Below are 26,257 nucleotides of genomic sequence, written 5' to 3' on the forward strand. Positions count from 1 at the left end.
TACGTGTGGTGCGGAATACAGGTATACGCATGGTGGTGCGGAGTTCGTGCGTCACGGCAGGCCGGTTCCGGTGTACGGCGCCGACGGCCGGCGACGCCGGCGCCGCACCCACCGTCCCAACGTCTACTCGGGCAGCCGCAGTTCCAGGTCCACCCGCGGTACGACGCCCTCGCGGCCGACCACCGAGAGCAGCTCGGCCACCGCGCCGCGGCCCGGAACCTCCGCCTCCGGGTCGACGTCGTGCCACGGCACCAGCACGAAGGCGCGCTCGTGGGCCCGCGGGTGGGGCAGGGTCAGCAGCGGGTCCTCGGAGACGACGTCCTGGTACGCCAGGATGTCGACGTCGATCGTGCGCGGCCCCCAGCGCTCGTCGCGGACGCGCTCGAACGCCTCCTCGATCGCGTGCCCGCGCTCCAGCAGGGAGCTGGGCGGCAGCGTCGTCTTGATGAGCACCACCGCGTTGAAGTACGACGGCTGGGACCCCGGGGCGACGCCCCACGGCTCGGTCTCGTACACCGGCGAGACGGCCTTGACGCGGACACCGGGGGTGTCCTCCAGCGCGTCGACGGCGCCCTGGATGGTCTCCAGGCGGTTGCCGAGGTTGCTGCCGAGGGAGATCACGGCGCGTTTCGGGTTGGAGAGCGTCACGTCCGCGGCGTCCACCCGCTCCACCACGGACGTGGGCACCGGCTGTACGGTCGGGTCACTGCTGGTCATACTCGGCTCCGGGTGATGGTGATGGTCACGTCGTCAAAGGGGACGGTGATCGGGGCGTCCGGCTTGTGGACGACCACCTCCACCTCCTGCACCCCCTCATGCTTGAGGCACTGGCCGGCGATGCGCTCCGCGAGCGTCTCGATGAGGTCGACGGGCTCGCCCTCGACGACGGCCACGACCTCCTCCGCCACGACGCCGTAATGCACGGTCTTCGCGAGGTCGTCGGTCGCCGCCGCCGGGCGGGTGTCCAGGCCCAGCACCAGATCCACGATGAAGGTCTGGCCCTCTTCGCGTTCCCGGGGGAAGACCCCGTGGTGCCCTCTGGCCTTCAGCCCACGCAGCGCGACACGATCCACGCGAATCACACTCCCACTGGTCCCATTGGCACCTCTGGTACCACTGATCGTCGGAATTGCGGGCGGGAACCAGAGACTCGTCCGGCATGCCGCCCCGTCATCGAATCTACCTGCGAGCACCGACAGTGTTTGCCCACGGGGGCCGTGGGCAAGGCCCCGTACGACTGCTGGGCGGCTCTGCCGGGGCGTACAGACGGTCGTCCGCGCGGCCACTACCCGTGGCCCCGCGGTCCCACCCCTACCCGTGCGGCACTTGGCTCGAACGGGTGCGCCGGAGTCGACCTCGCTGACGCTTACCGCTGACGGGCCCGCCGGCGTCACCGCAGGCCGTCGACCTGAGGGCGGTCACCGCGCGGCCACAGAACGGTCACTCGGCCCCCGGGAAAACGCGCGAAGTCTTCACGTGAGTTTCACGTTCAGACCCCGCCGCCCACACCCCCGGCGCCCGGCCCGTCGTCCCCGGGTCCGGCCGCGTCGCCGTCCCCGGCCCCTTCGTCGTCCTGGTCCGCCAGGACGGGCGAGCCGTGGTGCGACCAGACCCGCCAGCCCTCCTCCGTACGCCGGAAGACATTGGTCGCGACGACCAGCTGGCCGATCAGCGGCCCGACCGAGCCGTCCTCCTCCGCCGGCCCGCCGCTGAGGATGTTCTCGGTGCAGGTGACCAGCGCGGTGTCGCCGAGGACGTCGATCTCCACATCCGTCAGGAAGAACTGGATGTACTCGGTGTTCGCCATGATCAGGGCGTACGAGCGCAGCACCTCGCCGCGCCCGCGCAGCACCGGCCAGCCCGGGTGCACCACGCTCACCTGGCCGTCCATCCACATCTCGGACATGGCCGCGTGGTCACCGCGCTCCATGGCCTCGTACAGGTCGGTGTTCGCCTGCTCGACCAGCTCGATGTCCGTACGTGGACTCACACCGCTCCCGTCGCGTCCGCCGCACCAGCGGCGCCCGTCACACTCGTTTCGTCCGTCCCCGACACCGCGCCTTCCACGGCACGGGCCACCCGAACCGCGTCCGCGCTCGCGCGCACCTCGTGCACCCGCACCGCCCAGGCCCCCTCCCGCGCGACCATCGCCGACACCGCGGCCGTCGCCGCGTCCCGCTCGCGGGCGGGCGGCGGAGCGGCCTGTGCGTCCCCTGCCAGCACCCTGCCCAGGAAACGTTTGCGCGAAGCAGCCACCAGCAGGGGACGGCCCAGCTCCCGCAGCCGCGCCAGCTGCGCGATCAGCGCCAGGTCGTGTCCGGCCTCCTTGGCGAAGCCCAGTCCGGGGTCGACGACGATGCGCCCGGGGTCGACACCGCCGTCGACCGCCCGGTCCAGGCTCTGCCGCAGCTCGCCGAGCACCTCGGTGACGACGTCCCCGTACACGGCCCGGTTGTTCATGTCGATGGACCGGCCGCGCCAGTGCATCACCACGAACGGCACCCCGGCGGCGGCGACCACCGGCACCATCGCCGGGTCCGCGGCGCCCGCGCTGACGTCGTTGACCAGCCGCGCGCCGGCCGCCACGGCCTGCTCGGCCACCGAGGCGCGCATGGTGTCCACCGACACCGTGACCCCGGCGGCGCACAGCTCCCGTACGACGGGCACGACCCGGCGCAGCTCCTCCGCCTCGTCCACCCGGGCGGCGCCCGGACGCGTCGACTCGCCGCCCACGTCCACCAGGTCGGCGCCCTGCGCCACCAGGTCCAGACCGTGCTTGACGGCCAGCTCGGTGTCGAACCACTGACCGCCGTCGGAGAACGAATCGGGCGTCACGTTCACCACGCCCATCACCGCGCAGCGGTCCCAGTCCGGAAGTCCGGCCACCCGGCCGCGCAAGGTACTCATGGCACCAGCCTAGGCGCCGGGAACGAGGACGCCGCCCACCCCCGGGAGGGGACAGGCGGCGCCACCGGACGGTACGGCACTACGCCGCCGGCTCGACCTCGTTCGCGCTGATCGGCGCCTGGGTGTGCGCGCACGGGCGCGGCTCGGGGGCCTTCTTGCGGCGCAGCGCGCGGGGCAGGCCCAGCTCCAGGTAGCCCTCGGCCTGGAGCGCGGCCAGGCCGATGCGCGGGATGTCCCGGCTGTTGCGGAAGACCACGAAGCGCGGCTCCCAGCGCGGGCGGAACTTGTCGTTGAACTTGTACAGCGACTCGATCTGGTACCAGCGCGACAGGAAGATCAGCATGCCGCGCCAGATCCGGATGACCGGCCCCGCGCCCAGCTTCTCGCCGCGCTCCAGGGAGGAGCGGAAGACCGCGAAGTTCAGCGACACCTGCTTGATCTTCAGGTCCGGGGCGGCCTGGAGGGAGGCCACGATCAGCAGCTCGTTCATGCCGGGGTCGGCGGAGCGGTCGCGGCGCATCAGCTCCAGCGAGATGCCGTCCTTGCCCCACGGCACGTAGTGCTGCATGGCCTTCAGGTCGCCGAACGGGCCGGGCTGCTCGCCCTCGGCCGGCGCCAGGTGCGCGGTGGCGATCACCGCGTCACCGTCCCGCTCGGCGTCGATGCGGCCCAGCGCCATGGAGAAGCCGCGCTCGGTGTCGGTGTCCCGCCAGGCGTCGGCGGCCCGCTGGATGCGCGCCAGCTCCTCGGGCGCCAGGTCGCGCACACGCCGTACCCGGGTCTCGTAGCCGTTGCGCTCGATGCGCTTGACCATCTGCCGTACGTTGCGCATCGAGCGGCCGGTGAGCGTGAAGTCCGCCACGTCGACGATCGCCTCGTCGCCCAGTTCCAGCGCGTCCATGCCGGTCTCACGGGTCCAGACCTGGCCGCCGGTCTCGCTGCAGCCGGTGACGGCCGGGGTCCAGGAGTGCGCCCGTGCTTCCTCCATGAAGCGCTCGATGGCGCCCGGCCAGGCCTCCACGTCGCCGATCGGGTCGCCGCTGGCCAGCATCACACCCGATATCACCCGGTAGCAGACGGCGGCCTTGCCGGTCGGCGAGAAGACCACGCCCTTGTCGCGGCGGAGCGCGAAGTAGCCGAGGGAGTCGCGGCCGCCGTGCTTGGCGAGCAGTTCCCGCAGCTGCTCCTCGTCCCGCTCGGTGAGCCGGGCGGCCGGGTGCTCGGGGCGGAAGGCCAGGTAGGCGGTGGTGGCGACGGTCAGCAGGCCGAGCGCGCCGAGCGAGTAGCCGACGGTGTAGTCGACGTCGTTCACGTACCGGACCGGGCCCTCGAAGCCGAAGAGGCCCCACATGACGTGCTTGAACCGCTCCCACACCGACGGATCGCCGATGATCCTGTGCGGGTGGGAGTTCACGATCACCAGGCCGAGGCCGAAGCTGATGCCGCCCAGCGCGACGAAGTTCAGCAGGGCCTTCACCCGGCTGCGCGGGTCCGGCAGCGCCTCGAAGGCGCGCCGGTGCCACACCAGGAAGGCCAGCAGGGCCAGCGAGAAAGCCGCGCCCACGATCGAGTGACGGTAGACGAGCTGCGCCGCGATGCCCACCGGCAGCAGCGAGACGGCCGCCACCCAGGCCCGGCGCTTACGCCGTTTGAGCCCGTGGGCGAGCATCAGCAGCAGGATGCCGACGACGATGGAGGAGGCCGCCGCCAGGGCGCTCACGGCACCCGGCAGGACCTCCGCCAGGGCATGCAGCCTGCTGTGCCGGAAGCGGGGAAAGAGCCCGGCGACCAGGTTCAGCAGTCCGACGACCGCGCCGGCCGTCCCCACCAATGGCGGCACCTTTTCCGGGCGGGGGCCGCGCAGCCAGCGTGGCGGACGCCACGCAACCGTCCCGGACTTTTCGCCATCTAGCTTGTCAGACATTACTTTCCCGTCGCCCCGGTCGAGAGAAGTGCGAACCTTAGTCGCAGCATCTGGACTTTTGCGCCCTGTATGACGGCGTTTCAGGGCCCGGGGTTCCACCCGCGGCACGGATGCGGCCGCCCGGAAGAAAGCACCACATGGGTCTCACCAGCAAAAAAGTGCTGCTCTTGGCCGTCCTTTTCGCAGTAGCACTCTTTGTTCTCACGATCTGGCTGTGGCCGCGCCTGTCCCGGCAGAACTGGCGCACGGTCCTCGGCCGGATCGGCCTGCTGCTGGCGACCCAGCTGTCGATCTTCGCCTCCATCGGCCTCTTCGCGAACAATTCGTTCGGTTTCTACGCATCGTGGGCGGACCTGTTCGGCCAGGAGCAGGAACCCGGCGTGGTGACGAATCACGAGACCGGCCCGAACGGCACCAAGCTGAAGCTGCTCGGCAGCGAGCACGTCGGCGTGCCCGGCGGATCCAAGCCGCACGTGGGCGGCCGGATAGACCAGGTCGTGCTGCAGGGCGAGAAATCCAAGATCAACAGCCCGGCGTTCGTGTACCTGCCGCCGCAGTACTTCCAGCCGAAGTACGCGAAGAAGCGTTTCCCCGCCTCCGTGGTGCTCACCGGCTACCCGGGCACCGCCCAGGCCCTCTACAAGAAGCTGCACTTCCCGCAGACCCAGCACGAGCTGGTCCGCAAGAACAAGATGCAGCCGACGATACTGGTGATGATGCGCCCGACCGTCGCGCCGCCGCGCGACACCGAGTGCGTGGACATCCCGAACGGTCCGCAGACCGAGACCTTCTTCACCCATGACGTGCGGCACGACATAGCCAGCCACTACCGGGTCGGCACCGCCGCCAAGAACTGGGGCGTCATAGGGGACTCCACCGGCGGCTACTGCGCCCTGAAGATGCCGATGCGCTACCCGAAGGCGTTCTCGACCGGCGTGGCCCTCTCCGGCGCGTACAAGGCCCCGCTGGACGCCTCGACCGGCGCGCTCTTCGGCGGCGACAAGCAGCTGGAGCGGGAGAACAACCTGCTGTGGCGGCAGAAGAACCTGCCCGCGGCGCCGGTGAACCTCCTCGTCACCTCCAGCAAGCAGGGCGAGGACAACTACAAGGAAACGCTGAAGTTCATCCGGCAGACCAAGTCCCCGGGCAAGATCGCGTCGATCATCCTCGACAGCGGCGGCCACAACTTCAACACCTGGCGCCGTGAGATACCCGCCGCCCTGGAGTGGATGGGCGGCCACCTCAAGGCGTAGCGGAGCATCGCCCCAGGGGGCGGGGACACGAAGCGGGCGGGGCCCGGTGGACAGCCACCGGGCCCCGCCCGCTGCGTCATGCTTTCCTTCGGGGTCGGGGCCGCCCGGTCTCGTACGACCGGTCACCGGCCCCGTACGGCCACGAGGGCCCTGTACGGGCTTCTCCGGGCCCCGTACGGTCCTTCGGTGGCTCAGCGGCCGCCCCGGGCCTCAGCGCGCCAGTATCAGGCTCATCGCCTCGGAGCGGGTCGTGGAGTCCCGCAGCTGGCCGCGTACGGCCGAGGTGGTCGTCTTGGCGCCCGGCTTGCGTATGCCGCGCACCGACATGCACATGTGCTCGGCCTCGATCACCACGATGGCGCCGCGGGCCTCCAGGATGCGCATCAGGGAGTCCGCGATCTGCGTGGTGAGGCGCTCCTGCACCTGCGGGCGGCGGGCGAAGACCTCGACCAGGCGGGCCAGCTTGGACAGTCCGGTGATCTTGCCGCTGTCGGCCGGGATGTAGCCGACGTGTGCGACGCCGTGGAAGGGCAGCAGGTGGTGCTCGCACAGCGAGACGATCTCGATGTCCTTGACCAGCACCATCTCGTCGTGGCCGAGGTCGAAGGTGGTCGTCAGGACGTCCTCGGGCTCCTGCCGCAGCCCGGCCAGGATCTCCTTGTACGCTCGCGCGACCCGCGCCGGCGTCTCCAGGAGGCCCTCGCGGTCCGGGTCCTCGCCGACAGCGATCAGCAGCTCACGTACGGCGTTCTCGGCGCGCTTCTCGTCGAACTCGCCGATCTTGCCGTCGCCGTCCAGCGTCACCGGATCGGTCATCTCGTGCCTCGTTCCTGTTGCGCCCGCTCCACACGCGGAGTACCACACGTCCAGGCTAGAACCCGTGAGGCGCCACATTCATTCCGGGGCCGCTGTGGACCCCGTACCGAACCCGGCACAACGGACCTCCGACGACGAAAAACCGGGCCCGTACGGAATCTTCCGTACGGGCCCGGTCTGCTTCCGGGCGGACCCGGTCGCCATGTTCACCACCGCTCGGTGAGCGGTCCGGCGGTCAGGCCTCGGGGGCCTGGTCCTCCGGGGCTTCGGCCTTGTCCGTCGAGACGGTGGACGAGGAGGCCGAGGGGGCGGAGCCGTTGGCCGGCGCCAGCTCCTTCGGCGACAGCACCGGCGGGCGCGTCGAGGGCGTACGCCGCGAGGAGCCGGTCCACGCCGGGCGGGCCGGGCGCTTGACGATGTGCTTGAAGACCTCGGCGACCTCTTCCTTGTTCAGCGTCTCCTTCTCCAGGAGCTGCAGAACCAGGTTGTCGAGCACGTCGCGGTTCTCGACCAGGATCTCCCACGCCTCGTTGTGCGCGGTCTCGATGAGCTTCTTGACCTCCTCGTCGACCAGCGCGGCGACCTCTTCGGAGTAGTCGCGCTGGTGACCCATCTCACGGCCGAGGAACGGCTCGGAGTTGTCGGAGCCGAACTTGATCGCGCCGAGCCGCTCGGTCATGCCGTACTGGGTGACCATGGCACGGGCCGTCGCGGTCGCCTTCTCGATGTCGTTCGCGGCGCCCGTGGTCGGGTCGTGGAAGACCAGTTCCTCGGCCGCCCGGCCACCGAGCATGTACGCCAGCTGGTCGAGCATCTCGTTGCGCGTGGTCGAGTACTTGTCCTCGTCCGGCAGGACCATGGTGTAGCCCAGGGCCCGGCCGCGGGACAGGATCGTGATCTTGTGCACCGGGTCGGAGTTCGGGGAAGCCGCCGCGACCAGGGCGTGTCCGCCCTCGTGGTACGCGGTGATCTTCTTCTCCTTCTCGGACATGATGCGGGTCCGCTTCTGCGGTCCGGCCACCACGCGGTCGATCGCCTCGTCCAGGAACTTGTTGTCGATCAGCTTGGCGTCGCTGCGGGCCGTCAGCAGGGCGGCCTCGTTCAGCACGTTCGACAGGTCGGCACCGGTGAAGCCGGGGGTGCGCTTGGCGACGGCCGACAGGTCGACGTCCGGCGCGACCGGCTTGCCCTTCTGGTGGACCTTGAGGATCTCCAGACGGCCCTGCATGTCCGGGCGGTCGACGGCGATCTGCCGGTCGAAGCGGCCGGGACGCAGCAGCGCCGGGTCCAGGATGTCCGGGCGGTTCGTCGCGGCGATCAGGATCACGCCGCCCTTGACGTCAAAGCCGTCCATCTCGACGAGGAGCTGGTTCAGCGTCTGCTCACGCTCGTCGTGACCGCCGCCGAGGCCCGCGCCGCGGTGCCGGCCGACGGCGTCGATCTCGTCCACGAAGACGATCGCCGGGGCGTTCGCCTTGGCCTGCTCGAACAGGTCACGGACCCGGGAGGCACCCACACCGACGAACATCTCGACGAAGTCGGAACCGGAGATCGAGTAGAACGGGACGCCCGCCTCGCCGGCCACGGCGCGCGCGAGCAGCGTCTTGCCCGTACCCGGCGGGCCGTACAGCAGCACACCCTTGGGGATCTTGGCGCCGACCGCCTGGAACTTCGACGGCTCCTGGAGGAACTCCTTGATCTCCTGGAGCTCCTCGACGGCCTCGTCCGACCCCGCGACGTCCGCGAACGTCGTCTTCGGCGTGTCCTTGGTGATCAGCTTGGCCTTGGACTTCCCGAAGTTCATCACCCGGGAGCCGCCGCCCTGCGTCTGGTTCAGCAGGAACAGGAAGACGACCGGGATGAGGATGAAGGGAAGCAGCGTCACCAGCATGCTGAGGAACGGGTTCTGCTTCGACGGGGAGACGGTGTAACCGTCCTTGATCTCGCCGGTCTGGTACCTGGCCTGCAGAGTCTTGGCCAGATCGACGCCCTGGTCGCCGATGTAGCTCGCCTGGAGCTTGTTGGAGCCGTCGACCTTGTTGTCGCCCGACAGCTCGACCTTGATCTTGTTCTCGTCGCCGGTCGTCAGCTCGGCGGATTTCACCTTGTTGTCAGTGATCGCCTTGACGACCTGACCGGTGTCCACCGTCTTGTAGCCGCCGGACGAGCCGACGACCTGCATCAACACGACCACGGCGAGGACGGCCAGCACGATCCACATGACCGGCCCACGGAAGTATCGCTTCACGTCCATCCATACGGAGCCGTCTGAGCCCCGTCCCTCCTGCCACAGTGAGGCACAACAGCCCTGTGGAGGGCTGGTCGTGCGTACGGTGTATTACTGGCCCGAAAAAAGACTGACCTTCGGACGGTACCCCAGCATTGTCACCCGACGACGCCGCCCACGGTTAACAATGCAGCTTCGGATGCCGTTCTCCCTGCTCCAACGGCGGCGGCCCCTCAGGGGTTCCCGCCGCCGGGCTCGGTCGGTCCCGGGCCCCGGCCGCATCGGGGCGGCCGGACGGGTCGGCGTCGCTCAGCCGCCGTAGACGTGCGGCGCGAGGGTGCCCACGAACGGCAGGTTGCGGTACTTCTCCGCGAAGTCCAGGCCGTAGCCCACGACGAACTCGTTGGGGATGTCGAAGCCGATCCACTTCACGTCGATGGCGACCTTCGCCGCGTCCGGCTTGCGCAGCAGCGTGCAGACCTCAAGGCTGGCCGGCTCGCGCGAGCCCAGGTTCGACAGCAGCCAGGACAGCGTCAGGCCGGAGTCGATGATGTCCTCGACGATCAGGACGTGCTTGCCCTTGATGTCGGTGTCGAGGTCCTTGAGGATGCGCACCACTCCGGAGGACTGGGTGCCCGCGCCGTACGACGACACGGCCATCCAGTCCATCGTCACGGGGTTGGACAGCGCGCGCGCCAGGTCCGCCATGACCATCACGGCGCCCTTGAGGACGCCGACGATGAGCAGGTCCTTGCCCGCGTACTCCGCGTCGATCTTCGCCGCCAGCTCCGCCAGCTTCGCGTCGATCTCTTCCTTGCTGATGAGCACCGACTGAAGGTCGGAACCCATGTCCTTGTCGTCCACCCGTGCCACTCTCGCTCGGTTCGGTGTCGTGAGACTCGTGAGGCGGGGCGGTGCCCTTTCGGTGTCCTGCGGCTCAGCCCTGCCGGATCACCAGTCTGCCACCCTGCCGTCGCACACCCACGCGCCCGGGGAGGTTGACGGTGCCCTGCCCCCGCCATCCGGTGATCAGCCGGTCCACTTCCTCGATGTGGCGGGCGAACAGCGATCCGGCCGGGGCGCCCGCCGCGATGGCGGCCCGGCGCAGCACCCGGCGGCGGACGGCCGCGGGCAGCGCGTACAGCGCGGTGGCGTCGAGCGTGCCGCGCTCGTCGAGGACCGTGCGCTCGGCGTCGGCGGCCCAGGAGTCCAGGGCGTCGGCGTCGTCCCGGGACAGCTGCGCCGTACGGGCCAGGGCCTCCACGACGCCTTTGCCGAGCGCCTTCTCCAGCGCGGGCAGGCCCTCGTGGCGCAGCCGGGAGCGGGTGTAGAGCGGGTCGGAGTTGTGCGGGTCCTCCCACACGGGCAGCGACTGGATCAGACACGCCTTGCGGGCGGTCTGCCGGTCGACCTCCAGGAACGGGCGGCGGTAGCGGCCGCCGCGGCCGGTCTTCGCCGCCATTCCGGACAGCGAGCGGGTGCCGGAGCCCCTGGCGAGCCCCAGCAGGACCGTCTCTGCCTGGTCGTCGCGGGTGTGGCCGAGGAGGACGGCGGCGGCGCCGTGCCGCTCGGCGGCGGCGTCCAGCGCGGCGTAGCGGGCGTCCCGGGCGGCGGCCTCGGGGCCGCCCTCGCGGCCCACCTCGACGGCCACCGCGTCGACCGGGTCCAGTCCGAGGGAGCGCATGCGCAGCACGACCTCGGCGGCGCGGACGTCGGAGCCGTCCTGCAGGCCGTGGTCGACGGTGATGCCGCCGGCCCGTACGCCCAGCCGGGGCGCTTCGAAGGCCAGAGCGGAGGCGAGGGCCATGGAGTCGGCGCCGCCGGAGCACGCGACGAGCACCAAGGGGGGCCCGTCCGCCGGCGCGGACGGCAGCGGCGCCCCGGCGGGCCGCGCGGGGCCCGCGGCGACCGGCTGCTGCGCGGGGGACGCGGGGGCCGGGGAGTGCGAGGTGTGGTGGTTCAGTACGTCGTGAAGTACGCGGCGGACCGCCACGCGTATCGCGGCGACCGCTGGATGGGGACCCATGTCCGTTTCCAATCGTCAGCTGGGGGGCCTCGGGCCGTCTACGGCTTTTTCGTCACACAGAGTGCCTAGATGGTGACAGAGACGAGCAGTTCCCCGAGCATTGCACGCCTATCCTGCGGTCACGGTCCCTCAGAAGAGTGATTGAGGGGAGCGTTCACCGGCCTCGCGGTGCGCCCGGCTCACGACTGCGCACCGCCGGGCTCCGCCCCCTACCGGTGCACCCGCGCGACCCAGTCCGCCGGTTTGGCGATCTCCTGTTTCGTCGGCAGCGTGTTCGGCGACGTCCACACCCGGTTGAAGCCGTCCATGCCGACCTCGTCCACCACCGCCCGGACGAACCGCTCGCCGTCCCGGTACTGGCGCAGCTTCGCGTCCAGCCCCAGCAGCTTGCGCAGCGCCTGGTCCAGGCGGCCCGCGCCGCTGGCCCGCCGCTTCTGGAACTTCTCCCGGATCTCCGCGACCGACGGCACCACCTCCGGGCCGACGCCGTCCATCACGTAGTCGGCGTGCCCCTCCAGGAGCGACATCACCGCGGTCAGCCGGGCCAGGATCTCCCGCTGGGCCGGGGTCTGCACCAGGTCGACGAAGCTGCGGCCGCCCTCGTCGCCCTCCTCGCCCTCGGGACGGCCGCCGGTCAGCGACTGGGCGGCCTCCCGCAACCGCTCCAGCAGCGTGCCCGGGTCGATCTCGGTCTCGCCGAGGAAGGACTGGATCTCGCCCTCGATGTGGTCGCGCAGCCAGGGGACGGCCGTGAACTGCGTACGGTGCGTCTCCTCGTGCAGGCAGACCCACATGCGGAAGTCGTGCGGGTCGACCTCCAGCTCCCGCTCGACGTGCACGATGTTCGGCGCGACCAGCAGCAGCCGGCCGCCCCGCGCCGCGGCGGGCAGGTCCCGGCTCGCGGGCGCGAACGTCTCGTACTGCCCGAGGACCCGCGAGGCCAGGAACGACAGCAGCATCCCCAGCTCCACGCCGGTCACCTTGCCGCCGACGGCCCCCAGCACCGCGCCGCCCGGTACGGAGGAACGGCGCTCCTCCATCTTCTGCAGCAGCGGCTTGAGCACCGCCCGGAAGCCGGCCACGTTGGCCTTGATCCAGCCCGCCCGGTCCACGACCAGCACCGGGGTGTCCTGCCCCTGGCGGTCCTGCTCCGTGCCCGGCTCCCCTTCCGTCTCCGGCCGCACCATGCGGGTGAACGCGCGCACGTGCTCCTCGGAGGACTTCGCGTGCCGTCGCAACTCGGCGACGATCGCCCGCGCCTCGTCCCGGCTCACCTCTGGTCCCGGCCGTACGAACCGGGTCGCGGTCGCTACCGCGAGGTTCCAGTCGACCATCTCCACACCACCGATGCTCGTCATGGGTTCACGGTACGTTGGCGCATCCGCTTGGGGTAGCGCGGCGCCCCTTGGGCGCGGTTTCCCGGGTCGCCGGTGCGGGGCCCCCTTCGGGCGCGGCTTTCCGGTTCCCGGGTGCCGGTTCGCATTCGGGTGCGGGGCCGTTGCGCCTGCGGCGGGCGGTGGCCGCTGCGCGGGGCTGCCAAGGTTCGGGGGCGGGCCTGCGCGGCAGGCCGCGCCGGCCCGCCCCCTTCCGTGGGATGGGTGGGGAAGGGGTGGGTGGGGGCTGGTGTGAGTGGTGTGGCGCTGGTCGGTCGGTTTTATCGACAGCCACAGTTGGCCACTGCTGTGGCCATGTGGTCCAAGGCCTGCTGGGCGGCCTGGGGGTCGGTGGTGTTGTTGGTCATGAAGGCGAAGAGGAGGAGGCGGCCTTCGGTGTCTACGACTGTGCCGGCCAGGGTGTTCACGCCGGTGAGGGTGCCTGTCTTGGCTCGTACGGTGCCGGCGCCCGCCTTTTCGTCCGTGTAGCGGCCGCTGAGGGTGCCGGTGAATCCGGCCACCGGCAGGCCGGTGGCGACGGGACGCAGTTCGGGGTGGTCGGGGGACGTGGCCAGGGTGAGCAGGCGGGTGAGGAGGGTGGCGGAGACCTTGTCGTCGCGGTCCAGGCCGCTGCCGTCCTCGAAGACGGCGCCGGTCAGCGGGAGTTTCAGTTTCGCCAGCGTCTTGCGGACGGCCCGGCCCGCGCCCTCGAAGCCGGCCGGTTCGCCGGTGGCCAGGGCCGTCTGACGGGCCAGGGCTTCGGCGATGTCGTTGTCGCTGTGGGTCAGCATCCGCTCGACGAGGCCGGAGAGCGGCAGGGAGCGGGTGGTGGCGAGGCGGCGGGCCTTGGCGGGGGCGGTGGTTCTGGTGGGGGGTTCTTCGACCGTCACGCCGCGGTCGGTGAGCAGCTTCGCGAAGGTGCGGGCCGCGGCCTTGGCCGGGTCGGTGTCGCGGGGGGCCGGGCCGGAGCGGGAGGTGTCGAGGCGCCCCTCGTCCGCCATGAGGGGGGTGACGGGAGCGATGTTCTCGTTGGGGCTTATGGGGTGGAGGGTGGGGCCTGTGTAGGCCGAGGTGTCGTAGCCGAGGCGGATCTTGGCGGTACCGCGCTCCTTGAGTGCGCGGGCCGTGTCGTCGGCCAGAGTGCGGAGGCTGGCGGGCGGGTCCTGGGCGTCCTGCTCCGGAGCGCGGGCGGTGAGGGTGGGGTCGCCGCCGCCGACCAGGACGAGGCCGCCGTCCGCGCCCTCGACGACGGTGGTGTCGATGCGGTGCTCGGGGCCGAGCGCGGAGAGCGCGGCGGTGGCGACGGCCAGCTTGACCGTCGAGGCGGGGGTGGCGTTCCGCCCGGAGTCGGCGCCGAAGAGTTCGCGGCCGGTGGCGGCGTCCACGACGGAGGCGGTGCGCAGCGAGCCGAGTGCGGGGTCCCTCAGGAGCGGCACGAGGGCCTTCGTCATGCCGTCGGTGCTGGGCGGGGGCGCGGGGGTGCCCAGTGCGGCCAGGACGGGCGGCGCGCCGGCGGGGCCGTCCGGAACGTGATGCTCGCCACGCGTTCCGCCGGGCGCCGCGGCGCGGGCGCGTTCCGCCGTACGCTGGCCGGAGTCCCACGGACCGGCCGCCACCACCGCTCCGGCCGCCACCAGCAGGCCCAGGGCGGTGGAGCTGGCCGTCAGCCGTACGGTCTGCCGCTGCTGCTTGGACGCCGCCCACCAGGCGGTACGGGCGGAATCCGTGGCGGACCGGTAGGCCGAACGCGCCGACCCGGCCGCCGAACGGGTCATGGACACGGCGACGGAACCCGCCGACCGCGCCGAGCCCGTCGCCGTCCGGGCGGAACGTTGCGCCAACCGCCGCGCGGCCTGCCACCTGACCTGCCACGACCTGGTCTCCGCCACTTAGGACCAGCCCCTTTCGCCACCACACACCTGCGTGGGGGACACTTAATCACCAGACGTATGTGTTGATCATGGAGGAGCCACCCGTGGAGTTCGACGTCACCATCGAGATCCCGAAGGGTTCGCGGAACAAGTACGAGGTGGACCACGAGACCGGACGGATCCGTCTGGACCGTCGACTCTTCACCTCGACCAGCTACCCGGCCGACTACGGCTTCGTCGAGAACACCCTCGGCGAGGACGGCGACCCGCTGGACGCGCTGGTCATCCTGGACGAGCCGACGTTCCCCGGATGCCTGATCAAGTGCCGCGCCATCGGCATGTTCCGGATGACCGACGAGGCCGGCGGCGACGACAAGCTGCTGTGCGTCCCGGCGTCCGACCCGCGGGTGGAGCACCTGCGCGACATCCACCACGTGTCGGAGTTCGACCGCCTGGAGATCCAGCACTTCTTCGAGGTCTACAAGGACCTGGAGCCGGGCAAGTCGGTCGAGGGCGCCGACTGGGTCGGCCGCGCCGAGGCCGAGGCCGAGATCGAGGCGTCCTTCAAGCGCCTGGAGGCGCAGGGCGGCGCCCACCACTGAGCCACGCGGCTCTTTGCGCGTACGCGGACGGGCGGCACCCCTTCGGTGGGGTGCCGCCCTTCGTCGTGTGCCGCGGCGGTGGCTACTCGGCGGCGGGGGTGAGCGCCGCGGGGGCCTTCCCGGGGCCGGGCAGCGCGGCCTGCTTGTCGCCCTGGGCGAGGACGTAGAGGAGTGCGGGGTGCGTGGCCCCGAAGGCCAGCACGAAGCGGTTGAGGCCCATGAACTGGCCGATGCCCAGGTGGAACAGTGTCATCGAGCCGAGCCACGCCTTGGCCGCGGGCTTCGGCAGCACGAAGACCAGCGGGAAGCCGACCTCGGCGGCGACCGTGCCCCAGGTCACGAGCTTGCCCGCCATCGGGTACTTGTGCACGAGTTCGAAGACGCGCCGGTCACCGTAGTTCTGCGTACGGATGACGCCGCTGAACGCCTCGCCGCTGAGCCACATCGGCGACACCAGCTTGACCACGCCGGACGCGACGTAGGAGATGGTCGTCTCCAGGGCCAGGGCCCGCATGGCGACGTCGCGGGCCTTCTCGTCGTCCTTGAAGGTGCCGGTCGCGGCCAGTACGACGTTGATCACCTGTTGCAGCTGGTCGGCGCCGTCCCCGCCGAAGGGGGTGTGCAGCCGGCCGGCCGCGCCGGTCGCCGCCAGGACGGCGCTGCCCGCCGCGCGTACGCCGCGCTTGTGGCCCCAGACCAGCGTGGCGGCGGAAGCACCCGCCTGCACGCCGTAGAGGGCGACCGCCGCCTTCTTGGAGCTGAGGGCGCGGGTCAGCCGGGGGAAACGTCTGGCCAGCTTGGGGCGCATGCTTCCCAACTGGCCGCTCAGCAGCTCGCCGTCCTCGAACTTACGGTGCTGGCTCAGCATTTCCAGTGCGGAGACCAGCGTGCCCAGCGAAGCCACTCGGCGAGCCGTGACCTCGGGCGGAGCGCTGAGAAACATGGGTGGGTGCTCCCTGTGGATCGGACTTGAGTACGACGGCCGACACGGGGCAGGGGCACGGTAGGCGCAGGTGCCTACCGTGCCCCTGCCGCGTTCCGTCAGCCGATGTTGTGGGTGACCTTGTCGAGGGCCACCGCGGTCGCCGAGGTCGCGGCGAAGCCGACCGGGGTGGCCTCCGGGGTCGCGATGGTGGCGAGCGGGGTGACCATGGTCGGGGTGGAGTCGGCGCCGATACGGCCCGGCTTCACGTCGGTGAGCTCGGCGTTGGCGAAGTCAGCCAGGATGGACATGTTTTCTTCTTTCTCTCGGATTCGCACAGTGAGCAACTCCAGCCGTTCGGCGGGAGGGCACGGACTCACGCGGCCCTGGTACGGCCGAGTGAGTTCGCGGCTTCCAGCCGAGAGGACCCCCGAGCCCCTCTTCTAGGCGGCCGGCGGAAGCGTTTGCGGATCCGGTGCTTCCGCCGTGGGCAGCGAGATTTCCTCGGACACGAAGAACGGCTCGATCTGCCGGTGTTCCGGAGCGGTGAGATACGAGTGCATCAGCAGGAACTGGCTGTGCGAGGCACCGTCGGCATGCGGCAGATGGTGCTGGATGTATCCGGAGAGCAGCCGGTAGCCGGGCGACCACACCACGGGCGCCAGCTCCGACCCGGCGGCCGCCGCGCGGGACCGGATGCCCTGGATCGCGTCGAACAGCGCCTTGGGGGACCGGTTCCGGGCGTTCCAGGCGAGGGCGTACCAGGGCCGGTCGCGGGTGACCGGGATCTCCTGCCACGCGCCCGGCACGCCGTCCGCGATGTCCCGGTACAGCAGATGGCAGTCCTTGACGCCGGGGTTCGGCCCGAAGAAACGCCAGTTCGGCGTCGGGATGCGCAGCTTGCCGCACCACAGGATGTTGTCGAAGCGCGTCTCGGGCAGCTGCGCCGCGGCCGTCGCGACGAGCCAGGCGGCGAGGGACGTCGTGACGGCGGCCGTCTTCACGCGTTCCACGTTCACGTTCACGCTGACGTCAGCTCCTCTCCCCTACCGCCGTTCCCGTCGGCCGGCCGGCCGTCCGCGGCCTGCTCGCTCTCCGCGCCGGCCGGCCCGGTCGGCGGCTCGTCGGTGATCGCCTTCGCCACCTGCTCGGCGAAGAGCTGCACGGAGAGGATCGTCTCGTGGTCGGAGCCCTCGACGAAGCGGTGCCGGGACCGCTCCGAGAGGGTGGCCATCCTGGACTGGACGACGCGGTGCGCGTCGTTGTCCCCCTGGTTGTTCTCCGCCGTGACCACGGTCAGCGGCAGGTCCAGGGAGGTGAGTTCCGGGTAGGTCATCGCGTCCCGGTAGTCCCGGTGGGCCATGGCCCAGGTCCGGGGCTCCGCCAGGAACGCCCGGGAGCTGCGGTTGACGTCCTGGCGGTAGGTCTCGAACTTGTTCAGGGCGGGCCGGAAGGCGGCCACCCCCGCCATGGCGTACGCCCGCTCCATGAGCATCGACTGCCGCGACCAGCGGTCGACCTCGGAACGCCGGGAGCTGCGCAGATGCGCCACATCGGTGGCGTCGACCATGACCACCGAGGTCACGCCCCGCGCCGCGCCGGGATGGCGCGACGCGTAGGCGGCGACCAGATATCCGCCGAGGGAATGCCCGGCCAGTACCAGCGGGAGTTCGCCGGTGAAGGTCTCGCGCAGTTCCTGGAGCAGCGCGAAGTGGTACTCCAGGCCGTACCCGGCGGGCGACGAGCTGAGCCCGTATCCGGGACGGTTGAACTTCACGTACCCCAGGTCCGGGGGAAGCGCTTCGCAGACCCAGTCCCAGTATTCGTGCGGCGTCCCCAGCCCGTTGTCGAGCAGTACGACGCGCTCGGCCTGCGGAGGAATACGGACGTCGACCTCTACGAGACTGCCGTCGGGCCTTTCGTGCAACATGTAGCGGCGCGCACGTGCCCGTCTGCCTTTGCACCGCATTACCGCGCCGGTCAGCAGACTCGCGCCGGCCAGTCCGGCCATACCTACGCCAAACTGGCGCTCCAAAGACGCCACATTCCCTCCCCCGTGATTCGAAGTGACTGCTGCCCGGAAAGCTAGCACGCAGTGCCGGGATAAAATAACGAGTTACTTGAATCTTGGGACCGGACAGGCCTGGCGCCGCGTACCGGACCGCGCCCGGCCGTACTCCTGCCGTACTTGCGGAGTTCTATGTACAGCTCGCCTATCGTGGCTTTGAGCGTGGCGTTTTCTTGAGTCAGTTCGGCCACCCGGGAGGCGTCCTCGGTGTCCCTGCCGCCTTCACCGGCAAGGCCCACCCGGGCTCCCTCAATAAACTGGCGGCGCCAATTCGATACGGACTGCTCGGACACCCCGGCGTTGCGCGCGGCCTCCGCCGCGGTCAGTTCACCGGTGAGCACCCTGAGTACCAGAGCGAACTTCTGATCCGTCGGCAATATCGGCGGACGTCCCACGTCGATCCCCCTTCTTTCCTGCGCGTCCCGTTGTCTGCCGCCGCCCTCAGGGCTTGACGTAGCTGCAGATGAACAGCGGGGCGCGGTCGCTGTAGGGGGTGCCGTCCCAGCGCGCCATGCGGGCCTCGGGCTCCAGCCCGGCCGCGCGGGCGTAGCCGTCGACCTCGTCCGGCGTGGTCAGCCGGGTGAGTTCGCTGCCCACCCGGGTGGTGCCGTCGGCCTGGTACAGGATGTGCGAGCAGTGCCACAGGTCGCCGGCGAGCAGGGTGGAGTGGGTCTGGACGCCCGTGCCCGGCTCGGGGTACGGGACGAAGTAGGTGGTGCGGGTCAGCCCCTCGTGCAGTGCCAGGACCGGCGGCTTGTTGTGCGTCTCGATCAGCAGCCGGCCACCGGGGACCAGGAGGTCGGCCGCGCGCCGCACGGCCCGCTGCTGGTCCTCCGGCGTGGTCAGCACCGACAGGGTCGCGCAGACGCAGTACACCAGCCCGTACCGGGATTCCGAGGTGTAGGTGCGGATGTCCCCGTGCACCGGGGTGACGGCGGCGCCGTCCTTCAGGTCCTTCAGTTTGCCGCGCAGCGCGTCCAGCATTTCCGGCGAGGAGTCGACGCCGGTCACCCGGCCGGTCCGCTGCGCGAGCGGGATGGCTATCCGCCCCGTACCGACGCCGAATTCGATGGTCCCCGCCTCCGGCGCGGGATGGCGGGCCAGCAGCCCTGCCACCGCTTCGGCCGTGAGTCTGTCGTCCGGGAGCAGCCGGTCGTACCACCCCTCGAACTGCCGGCCGTAGCCGATGTCCGCAACCCCGTTTTCCACCCGTTTTCCCCTTCTCTATGTCCCCACTGTCATGCCGATGGGAGCGTCGTGACGCAAGGGGCGCCGGAACGGGACGCGACGGAAATACGCCGGCCAGGCCGACTGCAGGGGAACCACAGTCAACTGTTCGGCAGTCGGACCAGCAGAGCCATACGTCCAGCGGTAACGCCTCAACGGCGCATGTGGGGGGACAGCGCTTCGTTCGTCACCGTATCAAACGGACATGCGCGCCGTTTAGGCGTGCATTAAGTCCTTCTTGCGGGCGGGCGTCTTCTGGGGCCAATGTCTCAAGGTATGGACTGCATAAACGACCTGGGGTGACGACGGGCGACTCTTCGCTGATACCGCACCATTTTAGTGACGGGAAATCCCGTTATACGGGCACAGAGCCGCGAAGCCCTGACGAACAGGAGAAATCCACCGGCCCGGGCGCCAGGCCGGGCACGTCACGCGTGCCGAAGCGGTGCCGGAGCGCGGAGAGCGCGGCCAGGTAGCCGGACATGCCGTGCACGCTGGGCCCCGGAGGGGTGGCCGAGGAGCACAGGAAGACGCCGGGCAGCGGCGTGCGGTACGGGTCGATGCGCGGGGCGGGCCGCGCGATGCTCTGGTACAGCGTCATCGCGCCGGAGCCGATGTCGCCGCCGACGTAGTTGGGGTTGTAGTCCTCGTACGCGGCGGCGGGCACGGAGCGGTGCGCGAGGACCGTGTCCCGGAACCCGGGGGCGTAGCGCTCGATCTGCGCACAGACCCGGTCGAAGGGATCGGTGGGATCGCCGTTCGGTACGTGCGCGTACGCCCATACCGGCCGCTTGCCGGGCAACGCGCGTCCCGGGTCCGCCACCGCCGGGTCCACGACGAGGACGAAGGGCTCCTGGGTACGTACTCCACGGGCGTTCTTCGTCTCCTGCCGGACCATCTCTGCATGGGTGCCGCCCAGATGCACCGTTCCGGCGCGGCCCACGGCCGGTTCGGACCAGGGGATCGGCTCGGAGACCAGGAAGTCGACCTTGGCGGCGCCCGGCCCGTAACGGAAGCGTTCCAGGGAGCGCGCGTAAGCGCGGGGCAGCCGGCCGCCCGCGAGGGCCAGGAAGCCCTTGGGGCTGGTGTCGAGCAGTACCGCTCGCGCGCCGCGCAGTTCCGCCAGGTCCCGCACAGGGTGACCGGTGTGGAAGACACCGCCGTGCCCGACGATGTCCTCGGCCATCGCTTCCGCTATCCGGCCACTGCCGCCGCGCGGCAGCGGCCATCCCGTCCCGTGCGCCAAGTGGCCGAGCAGCATGGCCACCGCCCCGGACGCGAGACTCGGCAGCTTGCCGACTGCGTGCTCGGCCACGCCGGTGAGCAAGGCGGGTGCCTCCTCGCCCTGGAAGCGGGCCGCGCCCAGCGCACTGCCGTGCAAGGCCACCCGGCTCGCCAGCAGCAGGGCGGCCGCAGGGTCCCGCGGCACACTGCGCTGCCCGGAAAGAATCAGGTCGACGACCGCTTCGCTGCGCTCCAGCAGCGGAGCCAGCAGCCGCCGCCAGCGGGGGCCGTCGGGGCCCAGGTGCTCGCAGGTGGCGTCCAGTGACCGGTATGCCAGGGCGGCGCGGCCCCCGTCCAGCGGGTGGGCGTAGCTGATCTCCGGATGCAGCAGCTCGACCCCGCGGCCCGCCAGGTCGAACGCGCGGAAGAACGGCGAAGCGGCGGCCATGGGATGGACGGCGGAGCAGATGTCGTGCACGACGTCGGTGTCGAAGAGGGAGGCGGTGCGCAGCCCTCCCCCGATCGACCCGGCCGCCTCGTACAGCTCCACGCGCAGGCCCGCGCGGGCCAGGACCACTCCGGCCGCCAGGCCGTTGGGCCCGGTACCCACGATGGCGACGTCGGGACCGCTCACAGAACTCATCGCTGCTCCTCACTGCCGACGGGCCGCAGCCGCATCGTCTGCTCGCCGCTCCGGACAGGCTGGAGCCGCATCGTCTGCTCGCCGGGACGGGCCGCCGGAGGCATGCCGGAACGGTTCGCCGGGGGCCCGCCGGCCGTCATGAAGTGCTCGGCCGGGCCCGGACCGGCCGCCGCGCCGACCAGGCCGGGACCCGCGTGCAACTGCGAACCCGCCAGCCTGCGGTAGAGCTCGTCGCGCTCCATCAGCTCCTGATGGGCGCCGGTGGCCCGGACACTCCCCTCCTCCAGCACCACGATCTGCTCCGCGTCGATCACCGTGGATATCCGGTGGGCGATGGCGACGACCGCGCACTGCCGGGAGACCCGGCGCAGCACGTCGCGGAAGTCGCGTTCGGAGTCCGAGTCCAGGTGGGAGGTGGCTTCGTCCAGCAGCATGACCGCGGGCTTCTGCAGCAGCGTGCGGGCGATGCACAGCCGCTGGCGCTGACCGCCGGACAGTCCGCTGCCCTGGTCGCCGAGTTCGGTGTCCAGGCCCTGCGGGAGACCGGCGACCACGGTGGCGAGACCGGCCATCTCCACCGCCTCCCGGATGTCGTCCTCACCGGCGTGCGGATTGGCGTACGTCAGGTTCTCCCGCACGGTGCCGCGCATGGCCGCGCTGTCCTGCTGGACGTAGCCGACCAGACCCCGGACCGTGTCGAGCGGCAGCGCGTCGACCGGCTGTCCGCCGAGCAGGATGCGGCCGCCGTCCGTCGCGTAGAAGCGCTCGATCAGCTGGAACAGGGTGGACTTGCCCGCGCCCGAGGGCCCGACCACCGCCGTCAGCCCGCGCGCGGGCACGCTGAAGGAGACGCCGTGGAGGACCTGCGTCCGGTCGTCCTGCTGACCGCGCCGGTAGGCGAAACGTACGTCGCGGAACTCGACCGCCGGCGGGTCCTGCCCCGGCCACGCTCCGGGCGCCGGGCGTCGCACCGGATGTTCCGCGGCCGCCGTACCACCGCTTCCCGGGGTGGCCGCGCCCTCCTGGGGCAGCGCGACCAGCTCGTCGACCCGCTGGATGGCGGCCCGCCCCTGCACGAACTGGCCCACCGCCATGAAGAACATCACCAGCGGCGACACGAGCTGGAACAGGTACATGATGAACGTGGTCAGGACGGCCATGTTCATCTCGCCGCGCGCCACCCATGTCATGCCGACGCCCACGACGACGGCGAGCGCGCCCTGCGTACCGACGTTCATCGACGGGACCAGCAGGGCGTTGTAGGCGTTGACCCGGATGCCCGAGCGCCGCGCCTTCCCGGCCAGCCCGCCGATACGGGCGGTCTCGCGCGACTCGGCGCGGGACGCCTTGACCGTGGGCAGCGCGGAGAGCACGCGCTGCATGTCGCTGCCGAACGCGCCGGTGTCGTCGCGGTTCTGCAGGGCCGCCTTGCGCAGCTTGCGGGCGAGCGCCAGGGAGACGACGGCGGCGGCCCCGAGGCAGCTCATCGTGATGAGCATCAGCCACGGATCGATGACGAACATGAGGACGACACCGCCGGTCACGGTGGCGCCACTGGTGATCAGCTGCGCGAGGCTCTGCGAGAGGGCGATCTTCACCAGCGAGGTGTCGGTGACCGCGCGGGTGAGGACATCGCCCTGCGGTCGTTTTCCGAATGCGGTGAGATCGGCCCGCAACAGCCGTTCCGTCACCAGTTGCCGGACGCTGTGGACGATGTTCTCGCCGGCCCGTCCGATCACGTAGGACTGCAGCGAGGAGAAGAGCGCGCCCGCGCAGAAAAGGCCGACGAGCCGGGCGACGGGCAGGCCGAGCGGATCGCCCGAACCCGCCGCCGCGATCAGCTTTCCGATGGCCCAGGGCTGGGTGAGCGAGGCGGCCACGCCCAGCAGGCCCAGCAGCACGCCCGCGATCAGCAGGGTGCTGTGCTGCCTGAACACGCTCGCCACCGCACCGGAGCTCTTTCCGGAGCCGCTTACGAAGCCCTTTCCCGAGCCGCTTCCGGCCCCGCCGGCCGGCCCCGCGTTCCCGGCACGTTTCGCCATGAGTGCTCCCCCGATCGGACGACGGACACGCCGCACGCGCGGGCCGGGAGAACTTCCCTGCCGCGTGGGGGCCGGTCATCAGGAGGGCCGAAACTAACACGGCGTCCCACCGTAAAGTTACGCGTTAGTTTCCTGCCCGGCGCCTGCCTTCCGGGCAGGGAGCGGCCCTGCGCGACCGGCATCGATCAAGTGCTTTGCCGGCTGCCCCGTGACCCCTCAGAAGCCTCGTGTCCGCTTCGCGGCGCGCCGCTCGCCCGGCTCCTCCTGGGTGACGCCGGGCGCCTTCATGAAGAGGCGGGCCACCTCGCCGCCGAGGTTCACACCGACCGCGATGGCCAGGGCCAGGGAGGCGGCCTTGATGAGGGACGAGACGCCCGGGCCGATGTCGCCCTGGGCGAAGTTGAGCAGCCCGAAGTACGTGGCGCTACCGGGCAGCAGCGGCCCGATCGCGGCGGTCACGTACGGCAGCGCGGACGCGTACCGGTAGCGGCTGAGGAGCTGGCCGAAGAGGCCGACGAGACCGGCCGCGATGGCCGTGGCGGGTACCGCGTTCATGCCGCTGACGTTGGCGAGCGCCCCGTACACGACCCATGCGACGCCGCCGTTGAGGGTGGCGAGCAGGACGGTGTGACGTTCCTGCTGGAGCAGTACGCAGAAGGCCAGGGCCAGCATCATCGCGGCCGCGATCTGGACCGGCGGATCGTTGAACGACGCGAACCCGGCGGCCGGGTAGAGGTACTCCGGATTGAGCTGGAGCCCGATGTAGAGCGCGGCGAGCACACCGATGACGATGCCGACGATCAGGTAGCCGACCTCCAGCAACCGGGCCGACGCGGTGATGTAGTACCCCGTCAGGCCGTCCTGCACGGCGGCCACCAGCGCCCGCCCCGGGATCAGCGCGAACAGCCCACCGGTGATCACCGCGGACGCCTGCACGGCGACGTGCGAGAAGCTGAGGGCGACCCCTATCGCGGCCGGCGGCATGGCGGCGACCACGAACTGGTAGAACTCCGGCAGCCCGCGGCTGGACGCCAGCCAGGCCAGCCGGTCGCCGAGCATCGAGCCGACCATGGCCGCGATGAAGACGATCGCCCCGCCGCCGACCAGCATGCTCGCCGCGCCGGACAGCAGCCCGGAGGCGACGGTGAGCGCCCAGCTCGGGAAGGGGTGCCGGTTGCGCCGGATCTCGGCCAGGCCGCGGTACGCCTCCTCCAGGGTGATGCCGTCGGAGGTGATGTCGTCCACGAGGCGGAAGACCGCGGAGAGCCGGGTGTAGTCCACACCGCGCCGCCGCACCGTGCGGCTGGCCGTCACCGGGTCGTCGACCAGCGACGGCTGGTAGGAGATCGACAGCAGCGTGAAGGTGACGGTCGGCTCGACGCGCTCCAGCCCGTACGCGTGGGCGACGCCGAACATCGCGGCTTCCACGTCCTCCGCGCCCTCGCCGCCGGCCAGCAGGATCTCGCCGATCCGCAGGGTCAGGTCGAGGACGCGCGGCACCGCGGGACCGCTCTCCTCGGCGCGCTCCACCCGCTCGGGGACCGGCCGCTCGCCGACCGGCATCCGCAGCATCGTGCGCATCCGGTCCTGCCACGGCGTCTGCTTGGTCAGGCTGATCACGGGGATGCCGTGCGGCGGCGTGAAGGCGGGCCAGCCCGCCGGCGTCCGGTCGGGCAGCTGGTGCTGGCCGGTGGTGCTGTTGGTACCGGCGGGCGGGGTGAAGGCGGAACCCTCCGGCTCGGCCGGCGCCTCGGTCTTCAGGCCCTCGGGGAGGGCGAACTCGGAGGTGGGGTGCTCCTCCTCGGGGACCTGCGGGTACGGCATACCGAGCGGCGGGGTGAAGGCGCTGCGTGCCTCGTCCGACTGGAGCTTGCGGTCATCGGGCTGATCGCTGCCACCGTTCGTACCATTGCTGGCGCCGTGTGCGCCTCTGACGCCGTTCACGCCGTTCTTCCCGTTCGTGCCGTTGGTTCCGCGCTGGCCCCGCTGTGCGTCCGACGCCACGTCTCTTCGCTCCTCGTACGCCTCCTGCCGACCGTCAAGGACACGATGCCTGATGGTCGGCAGGGGCGCGCGTGGCGGGGCCCTTACTGAGGTTCATATGGGCTGCGAGTGTCCCCTGCTTCCCAGGGGAAACCCGTGAATCCCGGCACGGCGGCACCACAGGCGTCGCTCGGAGGACACCGGCACCACCGCACGCAGGTCACCGGCACCGCCGTACGCAGGGTCCCGTACGGCGGTCACCGGCGGTACCGCCGATCGGGCTCAGCGCTTGGCGTGCCGGCCGCGGCGGCCGTCGTTGCCCGGCTGGCGGGGCGGCTGGACGGCGCCCGTCGGGTCGTACGGCTGCTGGGCGGCGGCCTTCTTGTTCTTGCCGCGGGCGCGCAGGTACTCGATGGCGATCGGGACGACCGAGATCAGCACGATCGCGACGAGGATCAGCTCGATGTGCTTGTGGACGAACTCGATGTTGCCCAGGGAAGCGCCGAGCAGGGTGACACCGGCGCCCCACAGGGTGCCGCCGATGACGTTGAAGGTGATGAACGAGCGGTAGTTCATCTTGCTCACGCCCGCGATGATGGGCGTGAAGGTCCGTACGATCGGCACGAAGCGGGCCAGGATCAGCGACTTCGGCCCGTGCTTCTCGAAGAACTCGTGCGCCTTCTCCACGTTCTCCTGCTTGAAGAGCTTGGAGTCCGGGCGCTTGAACAGCGCGGGCCCGACCTTGCGGCCGAAGAGATAGCCGGCCTGGTCACCGAGGACCGCCGCGAGCACGATCAGCAGACACACCAGCCACAGCGGCTTGTCCAGCTTGTCGGTCGTCACCAGCAGACCGGTGGTGAACAGGAGCGAGTCGCCCGGCAGGAAGAAGCCGATCAGCAGGCCGGATTCCGCGAAGACGATGATCAGCACGCCGATCAGCCCGAACGTGCCGATCAGATAGTCCGGGTCCAGCCACTGGGGGCCGAGCGCGAGAGTATTCACGGGGTGAAGGCTCCTGGGTCGAGGGCGCCGGATCGTGCGGTGCGACGGGATGCAGGCGCAGTGTGCGGCCCAAAGCTATCAACGCCGGATGACGAGCCATGGTTCCAGCCGCCCGCCGCGGCCCCCGCACACCCCGCGCCGGACCCC

At 70.8% G+C, this 26,257-nt stretch carries 23 protein-coding genes; 2 read left to right on the top strand and 21 right to left on the bottom strand.

The window, feature by feature from the left end:
• Window positions 1–123: 123 nt before the first annotated feature.
• The 5 genes from folK to OEIGOIKO_RS18115 form a co-directional block, all read right to left on the bottom strand.
• The gene (gene folK, locus OEIGOIKO_RS18095) at window positions 124–717 is read right to left on the bottom strand and encodes a 2-amino-4-hydroxy-6-hydroxymethyldihydropteridine diphosphokinase (protein ID WP_125054936.1); all 594 of its coding nucleotides are present in this window, start codon (window positions 715–717) and stop codon (window positions 124–126) included.
• The gene (gene folB, locus OEIGOIKO_RS18100; protein ID WP_030019216.1) at window positions 714–1,073 is read right to left on the bottom strand and encodes a dihydroneopterin aldolase; all 360 of its coding nucleotides are present in this window, start codon (window positions 1,071–1,073) and stop codon (window positions 714–716) included. Before folB ends, folK begins: the two co-directional genes overlap by 4 nt.
• Window positions 1,074–1,489: 416 nt before the next feature.
• Window positions 1,490–1,990: a nuclear transport factor 2 family protein gene (locus tag OEIGOIKO_RS18105; RefSeq protein ID WP_125054937.1), complete on the bottom strand. Its 501-nt coding sequence runs from the start codon at window positions 1,988–1,990 to the stop codon at window positions 1,490–1,492.
• Window positions 1,987–2,907, bottom strand: coding sequence for a dihydropteroate synthase (gene folP, locus OEIGOIKO_RS18110; protein WP_170251742.1), 921 nt, complete (start codon window positions 2,905–2,907; stop codon window positions 1,987–1,989). The genes OEIGOIKO_RS18105 and folP overlap by 4 nt, the downstream gene beginning before the upstream one ends.
• A gap of 79 nt (window positions 2,908–2,986) precedes the next feature.
• Complete coding sequence (locus OEIGOIKO_RS18115; protein ID WP_170251744.1) at window positions 2,987–4,831, bottom strand: phosphatidylglycerol lysyltransferase domain-containing protein; 1,845 nt, start codon at window positions 4,829–4,831, stop codon at window positions 2,987–2,989.
• 137 nt (window positions 4,832–4,968) lie between these two features.
• Between OEIGOIKO_RS18115 and OEIGOIKO_RS18120 the strand changes: the two genes are divergently transcribed.
• On the top strand, window positions 4,969–6,084 hold the full coding sequence (locus OEIGOIKO_RS18120; protein ID WP_125054939.1) for an alpha/beta hydrolase: 1,116 nt from the start codon (window positions 4,969–4,971) through the stop codon (window positions 6,082–6,084).
• A gap of 210 nt (window positions 6,085–6,294) precedes the next feature.
• On the opposite strand, the gene folE is transcribed toward OEIGOIKO_RS18120, so the two are convergent.
• The 6 genes from folE to dacB form a co-directional block, all read right to left on the bottom strand.
• The gene (gene folE / locus OEIGOIKO_RS18125; RefSeq protein WP_031005586.1) at window positions 6,295–6,900 is read right to left on the bottom strand and encodes a GTP cyclohydrolase I FolE; all 606 of its coding nucleotides are present in this window, start codon (window positions 6,898–6,900) and stop codon (window positions 6,295–6,297) included.
• A gap of 235 nt (window positions 6,901–7,135) precedes the next feature.
• Window positions 7,136–9,154 (bottom strand): ATP-dependent zinc metalloprotease FtsH, encoded by a 2,019-nt coding sequence (gene ftsH, locus OEIGOIKO_RS18130; protein ID WP_125054940.1) that lies wholly within the window; start codon window positions 9,152–9,154, stop codon window positions 7,136–7,138.
• A 282-nt stretch (window positions 9,155–9,436) separates the two neighbouring features.
• On the bottom strand, window positions 9,437–9,976 hold the full coding sequence (gene hpt / locus OEIGOIKO_RS18135; protein WP_030596434.1) for a hypoxanthine phosphoribosyltransferase: 540 nt from the start codon (window positions 9,974–9,976) through the stop codon (window positions 9,437–9,439).
• An 88-nt stretch (window positions 9,977–10,064) separates the two neighbouring features.
• Complete coding sequence (gene tilS / locus OEIGOIKO_RS18140; RefSeq protein WP_125054941.1) at window positions 10,065–11,153, bottom strand: tRNA lysidine(34) synthetase TilS; 1,089 nt, start codon at window positions 11,151–11,153, stop codon at window positions 10,065–10,067.
• A 209-nt stretch (window positions 11,154–11,362) separates the two neighbouring features.
• A complete protein-coding gene (locus OEIGOIKO_RS18145; protein WP_031005578.1) occupies window positions 11,363–12,511 on the bottom strand; it encodes a zinc-dependent metalloprotease in 1,149 nt (382 codons plus the stop codon).
• A gap of 296 nt (window positions 12,512–12,807) precedes the next feature.
• Window positions 12,808–14,301: a D-alanyl-D-alanine carboxypeptidase/D-alanyl-D-alanine endopeptidase gene (gene dacB, locus OEIGOIKO_RS18150; protein ID WP_246177395.1), complete on the bottom strand. Its 1,494-nt coding sequence runs from the start codon at window positions 14,299–14,301 to the stop codon at window positions 12,808–12,810.
• Window positions 14,302–14,501: 200 nt separating this feature from the next.
• On the opposite strand from dacB, the gene OEIGOIKO_RS18155 reads away from it, so the two are divergent.
• Window positions 14,502–14,999: an inorganic diphosphatase gene (locus OEIGOIKO_RS18155; protein ID WP_004571927.1), complete on the top strand. Its 498-nt coding sequence runs from the start codon at window positions 14,502–14,504 to the stop codon at window positions 14,997–14,999.
• 82 nt (window positions 15,000–15,081) lie between these two features.
• Here OEIGOIKO_RS18155 and OEIGOIKO_RS18160 read toward each other — a convergent pair whose 3' ends face one another.
• The 10 genes from OEIGOIKO_RS18160 to OEIGOIKO_RS18205 form a co-directional block, all read right to left on the bottom strand.
• Entirely contained in the window at window positions 15,082–15,942 is an 861-nt protein-coding gene (locus tag OEIGOIKO_RS18160) for a hypothetical protein (protein WP_125054942.1), read from the bottom strand.
• A gap of 98 nt (window positions 15,943–16,040) precedes the next feature.
• Window positions 16,041–16,232 carry a linaridin family RiPP gene (locus OEIGOIKO_RS18165; protein WP_031005572.1) on the bottom strand — a complete coding sequence of 64 codons (192 nt, stop codon included), beginning with the start codon at window positions 16,230–16,232 and terminating at the stop codon, window positions 16,041–16,043.
• A 132-nt stretch (window positions 16,233–16,364) separates the two neighbouring features.
• Window positions 16,365–16,946: a hypothetical protein gene (locus OEIGOIKO_RS18170; protein WP_246177396.1), complete on the bottom strand. Its 582-nt coding sequence runs from the start codon at window positions 16,944–16,946 to the stop codon at window positions 16,365–16,367.
• Window positions 16,943–17,851 (bottom strand): alpha/beta fold hydrolase, encoded by a 909-nt coding sequence (locus OEIGOIKO_RS18175; RefSeq protein WP_246177397.1) that lies wholly within the window; start codon window positions 17,849–17,851, stop codon window positions 16,943–16,945. The genes OEIGOIKO_RS18170 and OEIGOIKO_RS18175 overlap by 4 nt, the downstream gene beginning before the upstream one ends.
• 155 nt (window positions 17,852–18,006) lie before the next feature.
• Window positions 18,007–18,384 (bottom strand): transposase, encoded by a 378-nt coding sequence (locus OEIGOIKO_RS18180; protein ID WP_125054944.1) that lies wholly within the window; start codon window positions 18,382–18,384, stop codon window positions 18,007–18,009.
• A gap of 46 nt (window positions 18,385–18,430) precedes the next feature.
• Entirely contained in the window at window positions 18,431–19,198 is a 768-nt protein-coding gene (locus OEIGOIKO_RS18185) for a class I SAM-dependent DNA methyltransferase (RefSeq protein ID WP_125054945.1), read from the bottom strand.
• Between the two features lie 373 nt (window positions 19,199–19,571).
• Window positions 19,572–21,083, bottom strand: coding sequence for a phytoene desaturase family protein (locus OEIGOIKO_RS18190; RefSeq protein WP_125054946.1), 1,512 nt, complete (start codon window positions 21,081–21,083; stop codon window positions 19,572–19,574).
• A complete protein-coding gene (locus OEIGOIKO_RS18195; protein WP_246177398.1) occupies window positions 21,080–23,029 on the bottom strand; it encodes an ABC transporter ATP-binding protein in 1,950 nt (649 codons plus the stop codon). The genes OEIGOIKO_RS18190 and OEIGOIKO_RS18195 overlap by 4 nt, the downstream gene beginning before the upstream one ends.
• Before the next feature lie 312 nt (window positions 23,030–23,341).
• On the bottom strand, window positions 23,342–25,129 hold the full coding sequence (locus OEIGOIKO_RS18200) for a threonine/serine exporter family protein (RefSeq protein ID WP_125054948.1): 1,788 nt from the start codon (window positions 25,127–25,129) through the stop codon (window positions 23,342–23,344).
• A gap of 261 nt (window positions 25,130–25,390) precedes the next feature.
• Window positions 25,391–26,110, bottom strand: coding sequence for a DedA family protein (locus OEIGOIKO_RS18205; RefSeq protein WP_125054949.1), 720 nt, complete (start codon window positions 26,108–26,110; stop codon window positions 25,391–25,393).
• Window positions 26,111–26,257 lie beyond the last annotated feature (147 nt).

Source organism: Streptomyces paromomycinus (assembly GCF_003865155.1).
GTDB classification, from domain to species: Bacteria; Actinomycetota; Actinomycetes; order Streptomycetales; family Streptomycetaceae; genus Streptomyces; species Streptomyces chrestomyceticus.

What these genes read in the sequence shown, in the direction of transcription:
- OEIGOIKO_RS18175 (WP_246177397.1), bottom strand. Translation starts at nt 17,851, where the DNA reads ATGTTGCACGAAAGGCCCGACGGCAGTCTCGTAGAGGTCGACGTCCGT.
- OEIGOIKO_RS18120 (WP_125054939.1), top strand. Translation starts at nt 4,969, where the DNA reads ATGGGTCTCACCAGCAAAAAAGTGCTGCTCTTGGCCGTCCTTTTCGCA.
- ftsH (WP_125054940.1), bottom strand. Translation starts at nt 9,154, where the DNA reads ATGGACGTGAAGCGATACTTCCGTGGGCCGGTCATGTGGATCGTGCTG.
- tilS (WP_125054941.1), bottom strand. Translation starts at nt 11,153, where the DNA reads ATGGGTCCCCATCCAGCGGTCGCCGCGATACGCGTGGCGGTCCGCCGC.
- hpt (WP_030596434.1), bottom strand. Translation starts at nt 9,976, where the DNA reads ATGGGTTCCGACCTTCAGTCGGTGCTCATCAGCAAGGAAGAGATCGAC.
- folP (WP_170251742.1), bottom strand. Translation starts at nt 2,907, where the DNA reads ATGAGTACCTTGCGCGGCCGGGTGGCCGGACTTCCGGACTGGGACCGC.
- OEIGOIKO_RS18165 (WP_031005572.1), bottom strand. Translation starts at nt 16,232, where the DNA reads ATGTCCATCCTGGCTGACTTCGCCAACGCCGAGCTCACCGACGTGAAG.
- OEIGOIKO_RS18145 (WP_031005578.1), bottom strand. Translation starts at nt 12,511, where the DNA reads ATGACGAGCATCGGTGGTGTGGAGATGGTCGACTGGAACCTCGCGGTA.
- folE (WP_031005586.1), bottom strand. Translation starts at nt 6,900, where the DNA reads ATGACCGATCCGGTGACGCTGGACGGCGACGGCAAGATCGGCGAGTTC.
- OEIGOIKO_RS18115 (WP_170251744.1), bottom strand. Translation starts at nt 4,831, where the DNA reads ATGTCTGACAAGCTAGATGGCGAAAAGTCCGGGACGGTTGCGTGGCGT.
- OEIGOIKO_RS18160 (WP_125054942.1), bottom strand. Translation starts at nt 15,942, where the DNA reads ATGTTTCTCAGCGCTCCGCCCGAGGTCACGGCTCGCCGAGTGGCTTCG.
- dacB (WP_246177395.1), bottom strand. Translation starts at nt 14,301, where the DNA reads ATGACCCGTTCGGCGGCCGGGTCGGCGCGTTCGGCCTACCGGTCCGCC.
- OEIGOIKO_RS18190 (WP_125054946.1), bottom strand. Translation starts at nt 21,083, where the DNA reads ATGAGTTCTGTGAGCGGTCCCGACGTCGCCATCGTGGGTACCGGGCCC.
- folK (WP_125054936.1), bottom strand. Translation starts at nt 717, where the DNA reads ATGACCAGCAGTGACCCGACCGTACAGCCGGTGCCCACGTCCGTGGTG.